The sequence below is a fragment of the Pseudideonella sakaiensis genome (genome assembly GCF_048320135.1).
In the GTDB taxonomy this organism is placed as follows: Bacteria; Pseudomonadota; Gammaproteobacteria; order Burkholderiales; family Burkholderiaceae_C; genus Ideonella_A; species Ideonella_A sakaiensis_A.
Genome location: NZ_CP182947.1, coordinates 2,939,034 through 2,951,080, shown reverse-complemented (window position 1 = coordinate 2,951,080; position 12,047 = coordinate 2,939,034). Strand labels below are relative to the sequence as shown.

Annotated in this window: 12 protein-coding genes; 2 read left to right on the top strand and 10 right to left on the bottom strand. The window is 65.2% G+C overall.

Annotated features, from left to right (window positions below; translation table 11 throughout):
- Position 1 precedes the first annotated feature (1 nt).
- Positions 2–1,618: a gamma-glutamyltransferase family protein gene (locus ACNH6H_RS13355; RefSeq protein WP_418318311.1), complete on the top strand. Its 1,617-nt coding sequence runs from the start codon at positions 2–4 to the stop codon at positions 1,616–1,618.
- A gap of 46 nt (positions 1,619–1,664) precedes the next feature.
- Here the strand turns inward: ACNH6H_RS13355 and ACNH6H_RS13350 are convergent, their stop codons facing one another.
- From ACNH6H_RS13350 to ACNH6H_RS13305, 10 genes are all read right to left on the bottom strand, one after another.
- Positions 1,665–1,958, bottom strand: a complete 294-nt coding sequence (locus tag ACNH6H_RS13350; RefSeq protein WP_418318310.1) for a type II toxin-antitoxin system RelE/ParE family toxin — start codon at positions 1,956–1,958, stop codon at positions 1,665–1,667.
- Positions 1,955–2,185, bottom strand: a complete 231-nt coding sequence (locus ACNH6H_RS13345; RefSeq protein ID WP_418318309.1) for an addiction module protein — start codon at positions 2,183–2,185, stop codon at positions 1,955–1,957. The genes ACNH6H_RS13350 and ACNH6H_RS13345 overlap by 4 nt, the downstream gene beginning before the upstream one ends.
- A 111-nt stretch (positions 2,186–2,296) precedes the next feature.
- The gene (locus tag ACNH6H_RS13340; protein WP_418318307.1) at positions 2,297–2,719 is read right to left on the bottom strand and encodes a VOC family protein; all 423 of its coding nucleotides are present in this window, start codon (positions 2,717–2,719) and stop codon (positions 2,297–2,299) included.
- Positions 2,720–2,911, bottom strand: coding sequence for a hypothetical protein (locus tag ACNH6H_RS13335; protein WP_418318306.1), 192 nt, complete (start codon positions 2,909–2,911; stop codon positions 2,720–2,722). It abuts the gene before it with no gap.
- A gap of 12 nt (positions 2,912–2,923) precedes the next feature.
- The gene (locus ACNH6H_RS13330) at positions 2,924–4,543 is read right to left on the bottom strand and encodes an anti-phage dCTP deaminase (protein WP_418318305.1); all 1,620 of its coding nucleotides are present in this window, start codon (positions 4,541–4,543) and stop codon (positions 2,924–2,926) included.
- 171 nt (positions 4,544–4,714) lie between these two features.
- Positions 4,715–6,055, bottom strand: a complete 1,341-nt coding sequence (locus tag ACNH6H_RS13325; protein WP_418318304.1) for a magnesium transporter — start codon at positions 6,053–6,055, stop codon at positions 4,715–4,717.
- Positions 6,045–6,917 carry a magnesium transporter MgtE N-terminal domain-containing protein gene (locus tag ACNH6H_RS13320; RefSeq protein WP_418318303.1) on the bottom strand — a complete coding sequence of 291 codons (873 nt, stop codon included), beginning with the start codon at positions 6,915–6,917 and terminating at the stop codon, positions 6,045–6,047. The genes ACNH6H_RS13325 and ACNH6H_RS13320 overlap by 11 nt, the downstream gene beginning before the upstream one ends.
- A 2-nt stretch (positions 6,918–6,919) precedes the next feature.
- A complete protein-coding gene (locus ACNH6H_RS13315; protein ID WP_418318301.1) occupies positions 6,920–7,705 on the bottom strand; it encodes a mechanosensitive ion channel family protein in 786 nt (261 codons plus the stop codon).
- 105 nt (positions 7,706–7,810) lie between these two features.
- The gene (locus ACNH6H_RS13310) at positions 7,811–9,421 is read right to left on the bottom strand and encodes a DUF4178 domain-containing protein (RefSeq protein WP_418318300.1); all 1,611 of its coding nucleotides are present in this window, start codon (positions 9,419–9,421) and stop codon (positions 7,811–7,813) included.
- Between the two features lie 47 nt (positions 9,422–9,468).
- The gene (locus ACNH6H_RS13305; protein WP_418318298.1) at positions 9,469–10,524 is read right to left on the bottom strand and encodes an SPFH domain-containing protein; all 1,056 of its coding nucleotides are present in this window, start codon (positions 10,522–10,524) and stop codon (positions 9,469–9,471) included.
- Between the two features lie 124 nt (positions 10,525–10,648).
- Here ACNH6H_RS13305 and ACNH6H_RS13300 point away from each other — a divergent pair, with 124 nt between their 5' ends.
- Complete coding sequence (locus tag ACNH6H_RS13300) at positions 10,649–11,884, top strand: FAD-dependent monooxygenase (protein ID WP_418318297.1); 1,236 nt, start codon at positions 10,649–10,651, stop codon at positions 11,882–11,884.
- Positions 11,885–12,047: the final 163 nt, after the last annotated feature.

Sequence of the window (12,047 nt, the reverse complement as noted above, 5' to 3'; positions counted from 1 at the left end):
CATGGCCAACAACAACAGCAACGCCGGCTCGATCGACTGGAGCCAGTTCTACCCGTCGCGCCGCAGTGCGGTGATGGCCCGCAACGTCGTCTCGACTTCGCAGCCGCTGGCCGCGCAGGCCGGCCTGCAGATGCTGCTGGCCGGCGGCAATGCGGTCGACGCGGCGATCGCTTCGGCGATGGCGCTGACCGTCGTCGAGCCGACCGGCTGCGGCATCGGCAGCGACGCCTTTGCAATCGTCTGGGACGGCAAGGAATTGCACGGTCTGAATGCCTCCGGCCGCTCGCCGGCGGCGTGGACAGCTGACTATTTCAAGCAGCTCGGCGGCATCCCGGAAAGCGGCTGGAATGCCGTCACGGTGCCGGGCGCGGTATCGGCCTGGGTTGAGCTGGCCAAACGCTTCGGCAAGCTGCCGTTCGAGCAGCTGGCGCAACCGGCGATCGCGCTCGCGCGCGATGGCTTCGCCGTCTCGCCGACGATCGCAACTCAATGGGCGCTCGGCGCCGAGCGGCTCGGCGCACAGCCCGGCTTTGCCGAGTGCTTTATGCCCGGCGGCCGCGCGCCGCAGGCCGGCGAGCTGTTCCGCAGCGAGGGCCATGCCCGCACGCTCGAGCTGATTGCCGAAACCCGCGGCGAGGCCTTCTACCGCGGCGAACTGGCGCGCGCGATGGCCGCGCACAGCCAGGCCAACGGCGGCGTGATGACCGAGCAGGACCTGGCCGCACACCAGGCCGACTGGGTCGGAACGATCAGCCAGAGCTTCGGCGACACCGTGATCCACGAGATCCCGCCGAACGGCCAGGGTATCGCCGCGCTGATGGCGCTCGGTTTGCTCGAGGCGCACGGCATCGGCGACCGGCCTGTCGACGACATCGCGACGCTGCACGCCAGCATCGAGGCGATGAAGATCGCGTTTGCCGACCTCTACCAGTACAACGCCGACATCGATGCGATGCAGGTCACGCCGGCCGAACTGCTGGATGCCGGCTACCTGGCGGACCGCGCAAAGCTGATCGACCCGCAGCGCGCAAGCGACCCGGCCTACGGCGCACCGCGCCCCGGCGGCACCGTCTATCTGGCCGCGGCCGATGCGTCGGGGATGATGGTCTCGTTCATCCAGTCGAACTACATGGGTTTCGGCTCCGGCGTCGTCGTGCCGGCTACCGGCATCAGCCTGCAGAACCGCGGTTTCGGTTTCAACCTGACGCCGGGCCATGCCAACGAGGTGGCGCCGAACAAACGGCCGTCGCACACGATCATCCCGGCATTCGCGATGAATGCAGATGGTTCACCGCGGATGGCATTCGGCGTGATGGGCGGCCCGATGCAATGCCAGGGCCACCTGCAGATGGCGCTGCGCGTGCTGCGCTACGGCCAGAACCCGCAAGCCGCCGCCGACGCACCGCGCTGGCGCGTCACCGGCGGCAAGGCAGTCGCCGTCGAGCCGCAGATGGACCCGGCGCTGATCGCCGGCCTGCGCGAGCTCGGCCACGAAGTCACCGTCGAAAACGGCAACGGCGTCTTCGCCTTCGGCGGCGCGCAGCTGGTAACGCGGCAGGGCGAGGTTTATGTCGCCGGCTCGGATCCGCGCAAGGATGGGCAGGCGGTGGGGTATTGAGGGCTCGTGACGGGCGCTTCATCGGGGCGCCCGCTCAAGACCTTGTTTACCTCCGGCCTCGCCAATAGGCCGGCCGTCGCCTGAAATGCGCGACTGCGAAGACGATCAGTTCATCGGCCTCGATGTGGTACACGATCGCGTATGGGAAAGCCTTCGTGAACACGCGCCGGGTCCCGGATTTCCACGGCGCGCCCAGTTCCGGATGGGCCACGGCCAGAGCGGTAGCAGCTCGAACGGAATCGCGAAATCGTTCGCCGAGGCCCTTTTCGCGGCCCTCGTAAAAAGCAATCTGATCGAGAAACTCCTGCTGTGCTTCAGCGAGGAAGCGAACGGACTTCACCGTGTCAGGCGATGTGCGGCGGCAAAAACTTCTTCCGCAGGGACCAAGTCGGCCTCGCCGCTCTCGTACCGCGCGACGCGGGCTGAAATTTCTTCCTCCCACGCAGTCTGAACATCCGGATCAACGTCGCGCGCGACCGATTCGAGCAATTCCTGGCCAAGCTGTGCGCGCTCTTCGACGGTCAGCCTCCTGGCCTTCCTCGACAGTTCTGCAAGAAGTTCGGACATCGGGTGACTCCGGGCGAGGTGGACCAACAGTTTACGCCGACCCCCCAACGTGCGACGGCGTTCAAGCGAACCATTTCCAGACAATAGCTGGGCTGTGAAACAAGGCTAATTTCAGGTAGTTTCCCGCGGTGGGTCGGGGCCCCGCAGGCCGATGCAATTGCCCCACGGGTCCCGCACCTGGCACATGCCCTGCCCGGCTTCGATGAGCATCGGCCCGCGGTAAAGCGTCGCGCCGAGCGAGCAGAAGTGACGCAGAGCCTGTTCGAGCTTTTCCACTTGCCAGTAGACGACCGTACCGGCTGCGCCCGAGCCGACTTTCTCGTCGGCGGGAACCAGTTCGAGTCGCACCGGGCCGACCTGCAGGAATACGAAGTCGGTGCCGGGCGCGATGGTGCGGACTGCAGTCGGGAAAGCCCGGGCATACCAGTCCAGTGCCTTCCCAACGTCGGCGACGTGTATCAGAACGGCGGCTACAGGTGGGGCCGAGAGCGTAGTGTTCGCTCTAAACGCGCGACTACCGCAATTCCGTCCCAATCAAGGCCGGTGGTTTTGCTTCGAATCTTTTGATTTTCTGGAATCATCTTTAAGTTGAAGAGATCCGGACTTTGGAAACGATGCGGAGGCAATGGAAGCAGATTCCTGCATCCAGTGCGGCCACTTTTGGACCGCCTTACGAGACTGTTCGATCTGCTCCAAGAAACCACTCCGCTGTACTTGCTGCTTCATTATTCAATCTCCTTATAATTGTGACTGGGTGGGCGGTAACACCGATTTGTTTATCATCATCTGCTCGACGGAAAGATACGTGAACACAAGTCGTCTGATCCTGGGTCGTGAAGCAATGCCATCAGAGTCGAGCGTCTCGCCTTCCTTGGTCTTCCGTTCCGACGCCATCGAGAAGAAATCCATGTAACGGCGCGGTGCAACTCCTACAAATGATCGAAAATTCGCTCTATTTGGTGACGGTTCCGCTGGCTCTACACTTATAGAGTCACTGTACAGTTCGCCAGTTCTACTTTTTTCGTACGGCTCAATGAACATCACTTCCACAATACCAGAAGCGACGATATGGCGAGCGCATATGTGACAGGGAAATGTCGTGCAAAAAAGTCTGGAGCCTTTCAACGATGTGCCCAATTTAGCAGCTTGGGTAATTGCCGCCATCTCAGCATGGACCGCTCTTCCGAACTCAATGACGTCAAATAGCCGTGAGTCGCGAAAAAACGGGTCTTCCCCGTATAACGAACTCCGGGCCAGTTCTCCGTCGGTTTTTCCACTTACCAAAGATGAGAGCCAACCCTTCTCTCTCATCCGCTGAACAGCATCCTCAAGTAATTCTTCTTTAATAGCTGTGTTCGAGTCTCGCCCCAATTCAACATCGCGGACGGGGGTTTCATCGCCGGCCCAGTAAAGTCCACCCCGAAACTTAGGAACTTCGTTACATCCCGTCGCCAATATATCCCCGTCCGAGTTTACAACTGCCGCTCCAACCTGTCGTGAGAGATCAAGCGACCGAAGCGCTGCGGCCTGAGCAAAAAACATTCCTTGCTCATCTCGAGTAGGCGAAATATAAGGATCCCCGAAGACCAGACGAACAAGCCTCCGCATTTGCGCATCCAACTGATTTCTCGCTGCCTCACTAACGAAGAAATCCGCTAATGGGAAAGTTCTCCCTAATTGCTGTCCAAGCTTACCTTCTTCTTCATAATCTCGTTTGATCAGCCTAACAGCAAACTCTTCTGCGCTAACATGCGACGACGATTCCTGACCAATCAAGCCTCTGAACTTACGCGTCAAATGTTGGACTCGCCCTTGGCGTGGCGAATAACAAGAAATCAGGCTAAATGCTCGACCATATACGTCTCTATACAGCTTTACTTCCTCTGGTCGCTTGAAAGAACGAACGATATAAGCAACCCCCCGATCCGGGACTTTATTCGCGTCTCCCGTAATCCCCTCTCGGAGCTCCCGAATCTTTGCGAGCCCTAGACGACCAATAATGTCAGCTTGTTTCGTCTCTCTTCTCAGGTTTGTGCCCTCGGTCATCAACTCGTCAATTCGTTGAAACTCGTTCCTCGCAGTTGGGGGCTTTCCCAGGTAAGGGAGGATCAATTCACTAAGACGAACAATCTTGCATTCGTAACCGACAGACTTCAATTGAGCCTGCAACGAATTGCACAAACGAGTGAGGTCTACTCCAGTAGGACCTACCATTCCGAAGACCAACTCGATAGCCTTAGGTTCGTCGGCGGAAGAGAAGAAGTCGGAGCCGTCGGCAGAGACAGCGGCCAAAACGCTAGATGGCGGCGATGCTCGCCGATCTGCCGTTCGCCGTTCGCGGGTCACCTTGGTCGGCACGCCAGCTCCAAGTTGTGAGTCCCCTGACTGTATAGGTTCTCAGTAGGTCGGAGCATGTCGTTTTCGATACGTCCGTAGGAGTCTCGGCTGGTTAGCAAAGACGAAGGCTCCTTCGGCGCAACTGAACCGGGCCGAGAAGTCATGCTAAGTGCGAGACAGTCGGCTTTATCCCTACCGCACTGACCCCTCCAGCAACGGCACGAACAGCGTTGCAATTCCGAGGAACGAGAAAAATCCGACCACGTCGGTCACCGTCGTCAGGATGATCGACGATGCGGTGGCCGGGTCCTGGCCGAGGCGGCGCAGCACCATCGGGACCAGCGCGCCGGCGAGGCCGGCGGCGAGCATCGAGATCACCATCGCGATCGCGATCACGCCGACCAATGCGAACGAGCGGCTCCATATGTAGACGCCGATGCCGGTCGTCGCGGCGACGGCGAGGCCGTTGATCAGGCCGGTCATCGATTCCTTGAAGACGACCTTCGGCCAGTGGCGCAGGCTGATCTCGCGCAGCATCAGGCCGCGCATCGTCACCGCGAGCGCCTGCGCACCGGCATTGCCGGACTGGCCGGCGACGACCGGCAGCAGCACTGCCAGCGCGGTGAACTGGCCGATCACGCCTTCGAACAACCCGACCACCGCCGCCGCCAGAAACGCCGTCAGCAGGTTGATCTGCAGCCACGGCAGCCGATTCTTCACCGCAAAGCCGGGTGAAGACAAGGCGCGTTCGTCGGGGCTGGCGCCGACCATCGTCAGCATGTCGAGGCTGGTTTCCTCCTCGACCGCCGACACCAGCTCGGCATGGCGGATCACGCCGATGAAGCGGCCCGCGACATTGATGACCGGCAGCGTCGTGATCGGCTGGTCCTGCATCTTCTCGACCACCTCCTCGCGCGGGTCGAGGTCGTTGACGAAGGCAATCACGTGGCGCGTGATGTCGGCCAGCGGCAGCTCGCGTTCGGCAAGCACCAGGTCCTGGATCTCGACGCGGCCGGCGAGCCGCCCTTCATCGTCGACGACGATCAGTTCGCGCAGGCCGCTGCGCTTGATCAGCCGCAGCCGTTCGATCGCCTCGCCGACCGTCATGCCGCTGCGCAGCGGGCTGACGCGCGGGTCCATCAGCCTGCCGGCGCAGTCGTCCGGATAGGCGAGCAGCCCGCGCAGTTCGGCTGCGACCTCGCTGTCGAGCTTTTTCAGCCAGGCCTCGCGCGGCCCGGTATCAAGCTGGGTCAGCACCGCGATGCAGGCGATCGGCTCGGCCTCGGTCAGCAGGTGCAGCGCCATCTTTTCCGGCAACAGTTCCAGCGTCTGCGCGGCGACATCGGGCGCCAGCGCCTGCCAGGCGCGCAGCACCGCATGCGGCGCCTGCCCGGCAAGAACGCCGGCCGCCTGTTCGACCGGCATGGCCTCGAACAGCCGCGCCGCCTCGTTCGGATAGTCGAGCAGGTAACGCTGCGTCAGCGCGGCCTCGGCCGGGATCGCCGCTGCGCTCAATGTGGCCTCAGCGTTCATCGTCGCGCCTCTCCGCATCGGCGACCGGCGCGACTTGCGGCAGCAGCGCCAGCCCGGCTCCAAGCAGCCCGGAAACCGCATTCCAGTAAGTCTGCGCCAGCAGGTGCGACAGCCGGCCCGATCGCTCGACGGCCGCCGGCGGCGGTGCGCCGCGGCGCAGTGCGCGGCTCAATGCATCGCGGGTCAGGATGCCGACCAGCCGGTCGCCGGGTTCGACGACCGGCAATGCCGATGCATGTTCCCAGCCCGGATGCGCGGCGGTTGCCGCCAGCGGCGCAAACGCCGGCAGCAGCGCGAGCGGCGCCTGCATCAGCGAGGCCAGCGTTGCCGCCGGCGGCGCGCGCAGCAGCAGCGACAACGGCACGATGCCGGCCAGCCGACGCTCGGCATTGGCAACAAAGACGAGCGGGTGCGCCGCACGCGCCTGCCGCATCCGGTCCAGCGCGGCAGCGGCATGGGTATCGGCCGGCAGCAACACGACGTCGGGATCGGCCCAGGCGCCCAGCGTCTCTTCGCCATAACCGAGCAGCATCGCCGACGCCAACGCGGCGGCAGTCGGCAGCCCGCTGGTCAGCGCACGCCGGCGCTCGTCGGGCAGATGGCGCAGCACCGCGACCGTCGGCTGCGTTCCCATCGCGGCGAGCAGATCGAGTGCGCGGCGGTCGTCGAGCGCGGCGATGTTGCGCGCCGCGCGGCGCGGCAGCATCGCGGTCAGCACCGCGGCGCCAACCCGTGCCGGTGCGCGTTCGAAAAGCGCGGTCACCTCGGCGGCCGGCAGCCCTTCCAGCACGCGCGCGGCCTGCGCCGGATGGTCGCGCATGAACGCGAGGCTGAGCGTCTGTTCGCGGGCGTCGCCAGCCATCGTCAATCGCCGTTCGGTTGCCCGTCGCGCACGACGACAACGATCGCCTCGCCGTGGTAGACACTGCCGGGCAGCATCACGCGGCCGTCGTCGGTTTCGAGGATCAGCGAGGTTGCACTGAGGTCGACGATGCGGCCTTCATGGCCGGCGACCCGCACCCGTTGGCCGATGCGCAAGGCCTGGCGCAGGTGGTGGGCGCCGATCAGGTTTGCGACATAGTGGCGCGCGCCGAGGCTGACCGACAACGCCAGCCCGCCGAGGATCGAGCCGACCAGCACCGCGGCAAAGATCGCCAGCCAGGTCACCTTCAGGCCGATCTGGTCGGCGCCGATCAGCAGCGCGAGGATCAGCGTCGCCCATTTCGCGACCCGCGCCAGCGCCTGCCGCTGCGGCGGCGCCAGGCCGGATGCAGTGGCCAGCACGATCTCGCCGACAAAACCCGACAGCAGATAACCGGCAAAAACGATCAGCAGCCCGGCGGCCAGCGTCGGCAGGTGGTCGAGCAGGCGGGCCAGCCAGTCGCTGAAGCTCTGCAGCCCGAGCGTGTGCGTCGCCGCGGTGATGAAAAACAGCAGCACGACCCAGTAGACGATGGTGCCGACCAGCGACGCCGAGCGGCCGATCTTCCAGCGCGCCTGGCCGGTGCTGCGGGTGATCAGCGAATCGAGCAGCCCAGCGGCGCGGCGTGTCGCCATTCGCAGCAACCGGGCGAGCAGCCAGCCAATCAGCAGCAGCGCAATCGCGCCGAGCACTTGCGGCAGATGGGCCAGCAGGCGATCGATGGTCATCGTCGCGGCCTGGTTCAGCGAGTCGGCAAAGTTACCCATCGGCACGTCCTGAGGGGTGATTTCCCTGTATAGCCGATTCGTTGCCGAGGCATGCCCAGGCATGCCCTACTTGTGGAAGCCCCCCGATCCGAATCCACCAAATGCCGCTCCGCCGGTGCGCGGACGGATGCGGTTGCGGCAGGCCTGGTATTCCTGCGAGGCCTCGCCGTAGGTCGCGCGCAGCTCGTTGCAGTTGTCGTCGTCATCGCTGCAGCGGAACATCGAGACTACAAACGCAATGACGAACAGCAAGACAAACGCCTTCGCGAGCTGGCCGTGCGGATTGGCCGACAGTGGCTCGACATCGCGGCGGATCGCGCTGCCGAGCTGCTTCGTCATGCCGAAACCCTGCGCGACGGCATCGGCGGTGATCGTTTCGCCGGCCGACCAGACGATTTCCTGCGCATGCACACCGTCGCCGCGCTCGCGGTTGAGCCTTTTCTGACTCGCCTTGCCGGTGCCGGCGTAGTCGGTGTTGTGCGTCAGCTGGTTGCGTTCGACGCGCCAGTAGAACTCGCCGAGCACATGGCCGACGCGGGCTCGGTAGTCGTACAGCTTGCGGTAGCGCACGTCGCGCCAGCGGGCATCGCTGCCGGCCATCTGCGGCACGCCGGTGATCGGCGTGACCCAGCTCCAGCCGTCGTCCGAATCGACCAGAAAAACAAATCCGGCGTTGCGGTGGTACAGCAGGTATTCGCGCCACGACGACTGGTCGTCGCCGGCCTCCGGCTCGTCGTGCCGCTCGAGAAAACCGACCACCTGCCACGGCAGCGGCCGCTTGCCGTCGAAGGTGAAATTGCCGACGCTGCCGAGCGGAATCCTCGGCGGGCCGCTGCGCGGCATCCGGCCCTGCAGGTAATGCTGCAAGTCACCGCCGATGCCGGCCGAGACATCAACCACCGCGCTGCAGTTGCCGCAGACGATCGACTTCGTCGATTCGAGTTTGACCTGCAGTGCGCTGCCACAGTTCGGGCAATCGGCGGCGCGGCCGGTCAGCGTCTTTTCACGCTCTTCGGCGAGGCCCCGCATCGCCAGTTCCGACAAGCCCACCGAGCGGCCGACCGACCAGTGCGGGCGCTGCGGATCGCTGTAGTCGAGCGTGGCGACTTCGCCTTGCACATTGCGCAGGTCGGCGACGCCGAATTCGCGGTTGCTGGCAGGCGGCTGCGGCAATTCACCTTCGGCCGCCAGCAGCTTCGCCTGCACCACCGATGCGACGCGCCAGCGCTGCCCGGCCAGTTCGAGCTCGCGGCCGACCTGCAGCGACTCGAGCGGCGGCGCGGCGCCGGGCGGCAGCGGCGCATCGAAGGCCAGCACGTAGCGCCCGTTGTCCTCCGACAGCCAGGCCACGCGCGGCACCTCGCCGGCCGTCGCATCGTCGAACAGCACATGCCATTCATTCCAGGTGCCCTGTGCGGTGCCGTACTGCAGCCGGCCGACCAGCGTGAAGCCGATCTGCTGGTAGCTGCCCGACGCGCCGAGCTGCAATGGCGAAAAATCGTCGAACAGCTCGGCGCTGTGGCCGATCCGGCGCAGCGTCTCGCCATCACGGACGATGTTGCTGCGGCAATAGCTGCAGACCGCAAAGGCCGATGCCGGCGAGCGGAATTCGACCGGCGCGCCGCAGTTCGGGCAGGCCGCGCGGTAAGCGCGCTGCGGATGGCGGTCGGTGACCAAGGGCGCGACTCAGCAGGCGCAGCGCAGGCGCGGTGCGGGCGCGCGCATCAGACCAGTTTTTTCAGCAGTTCGGCCTTCTTGCTGTCGAACTCTTCCTGCGTCAGGATGCCCTTCGATTTCAGCTCGGCAAGTTTTTCGATCGTCGCCATCACCTCGTCGGGGCGGATCGCCGCAACCGGCGCCGCAGCGGGCGCGCCGGCGGCCGCCGGTTGCTGCTGGCCGCCCTGCAGCCCCTGCGACAGCTGCTGCGCCATCACCTGGCCGAGAGCGACGCCGGCGCCGAGGCCCATCGCGTCACCAGCGATGCCGCCGCCCCCGCTGCCCGAACTCTCGGCAAATTTCGGTATCGACTGTGCCGTCTGGTACTGCATGAACCTGCCCATGTCGTTGCCGACCATGCCCATGCCGATCTTCTGGTCGAGGATCTTCTGCAGTTCCTCGGGCAACGAGACGTTCTGCACCGTGACGATCTCGAGTTTCAGTCCGAGCTTGTCGAAGGCCGGCGCGGTGACCTCCTTCAGCCGGGCGGCAAACTCGACCTGGTTCGCCGCCAGGTCGAGGAATGCGATGCCGCTGCTGGCCACCGCATCGGAGATGTGCTGCAGCATCAACGCGCGCAACTGGCCGTCGAGTTCGAGCACCGTATAGCGGTCGCGGCTGCCCGAGATCTCGGAATAGAAGGCCTTCGGGTCGACGATCCGGTAGCTGTAGTTGCCGAAGGCACGCAGCCGCACCGCGCCGAAATCGGGGTCGCGGATCGTCACCGGCTGCGTCGTCCCCCAGCGCTGGTCGACCTGCTGGCGGGTACTGAAGAAGTAGAGGTCGCTCTTGAACGGGCTCTGGAACAGCTTGTCCCAGTTTTTCAGATAGGTCAGGACGGGAATCGTCTGCGTCGTCAGCTTGTACATGCCGGGACCGAAGACGTCGGCGATCTTGCCTTCGTTGACGAACACCGCCATCTGGCTTTCGCGCACCGTCAGCGACGCGCCGTACTGGATCTCGTTGCCGGCCATCGGAAAGCGCCAGGCCAGCGTGCCGTCGCCGTCCTCGGTCCATTCGAGGATGTCGATGAACTGTTTCTTGATGAAATCCATCAGCGCCATGGCAGGACCTCCGTCGTCACGCGCGACTGCGTCGATGCAAACAATCATACGACCGGGGCCGGGCGACGCTGGTCCAGCCTTGCCCTGAGCTAATCTTGCGTGCAGCAGCAACTGGGAGGAGACGATGGCTTTGCAAACGCAGGGAATCAAGCTGGCGGTGGTCGGCGCCGGCCCGGTCGGGCTTGCGCTGGCGCTGTTTGCCGCCGAGCAGTTGCCGACCGCGACGATCAGCGTCTTCGACGCCCGGCCGCTCGACAAGGACGTCTCCGCCGATGGCCGCACGCTGGCGCTGTCGCTCGGCAGCGTGCAGATGCTCGACTGGCTCGGCGTCTGGAAGGCGCCGGCCGGCAGCGGTATCACGTCGATCAAGGACGCAGCGCAGCCGATCACCGAAGTCCATGTCTCGGAGCAGGCGGCGACACTCGGCGTCGCGCTCGGGCCGCTGTTCGGCGGCCGGCTCGCCGAGCCCGAGGTGCGTTTCCGCGCCGCCGACGAAGGCGTCGAGCAGCTCGGCGTCGTATTGCCATATGGCGCGCTGGTTGCGCCGTTGCAGCAGGCCTGGCTGGCGCGCTGCGCGGCGCAAGCGGCGCGGCTGTCGGCGCGTTTCGGCACGCCGGTCGCCGAGCTGAAGCAGTCGGCCGATTCGGTCGAGGTCGATGCCGGCATCGTCGAGCGCTTCGACATTGCGGTGGTCGCCGAAGGCGGCGTCTTTGCCGACCAGGCGCGCAAGGGGCTGAGCCACGACTACCAGCAGAACGCGTGGGTCGGCACCGTCGACGTGCCGCAGGCCCGGCCCGGCGTTGCCTACGAGCGCTTCACGCGCCACGGCCCGGCGGCGCTGCTGCCGCTGCGCGGCGGCAAGGCGGCGCTGGTCTGGTGTGTCGAACGCGATGCCGATCCGGTTGCCGAACTCGACGACGAGCAGCGCCGGCTGGTGCTCAATACGCTGTTTGCGGCCGAGGTCGGGCCGATCAGCGGCCTCTCGCCGCTGAAATGTTTTCCGCTCGGGCTGAATGCCGAACGCAGCCTCAGCGACGGCCGCATCGCGCGCATCGGCAATGCCGCGCAGACGCTGCACCCGGTCGCCGGCCAGGGCCTGAACCTGGGGCTGCGCGACGCCCACGAGCTGGTGCGGGCGCTGGCGCGCAACAACGACGTGCGCGCGGTGCTGCGCAGCGTCGAGTGGCAACGCGCGCCGGACCGCTGGGCGATGATCGCGGCGACCGATTTCCTGGCCCGCAGCTTCACCTGGAAGCTGCCCGGCGTCGGCATCGCCCGCGGCCTCGGGATGACCGCACTGCAGGCGGTCGGCCCGCTGAAGTCGCTGCTCGCGAAGCAGATGATGTTCGGCTCGCGCTGAGCGTCATCCGCCCTGCCGCTTTGTCAGCTTGTTTGTGGGAGCGGCTTCAGCCGCGATTCGCACTGGCGCCGCGCGCATCAACCGCGCCCACTGGTTTCGGCCGCCGGCTGCTGGTCACCAGACATCAGGGTTCTCCCCAGGCCCGCGGTGACGCGCGGCGATA

Excerpts from the sequence above, each read along its gene's own strand:
- ACNH6H_RS13355 (WP_418318311.1), top strand. The coding sequence starts at position 2 with ATGGCCAACAACAACAGCAACGCCGGCTCGATCGACTGGAGCCAGTTC.
- ACNH6H_RS13345 (WP_418318309.1), bottom strand. The coding sequence starts at position 2,185 with ATGTCCGAACTTCTTGCAGAACTGTCGAGGAAGGCCAGGAGGCTGACC.
- ACNH6H_RS13335 (WP_418318306.1), bottom strand. The coding sequence starts at position 2,911 with ATGAAGCAGCAAGTACAGCGGAGTGGTTTCTTGGAGCAGATCGAACAG.
- ACNH6H_RS13325 (WP_418318304.1), bottom strand. The coding sequence starts at position 6,055 with ATGAACGCTGAGGCCACATTGAGCGCAGCGGCGATCCCGGCCGAGGCC.
- ACNH6H_RS13320 (WP_418318303.1), bottom strand. The coding sequence starts at position 6,917 with ATGGCTGGCGACGCCCGCGAACAGACGCTCAGCCTCGCGTTCATGCGC.
- ACNH6H_RS13315 (WP_418318301.1), bottom strand. The coding sequence starts at position 7,705 with ATGACCATCGATCGCCTGCTGGCCCATCTGCCGCAAGTGCTCGGCGCG.
- ACNH6H_RS13305 (WP_418318298.1), bottom strand. The coding sequence starts at position 10,524 with ATGGCGCTGATGGATTTCATCAAGAAACAGTTCATCGACATCCTCGAA.
- ACNH6H_RS13300 (WP_418318297.1), top strand. The coding sequence starts at position 10,649 with ATGGCTTTGCAAACGCAGGGAATCAAGCTGGCGGTGGTCGGCGCCGGC.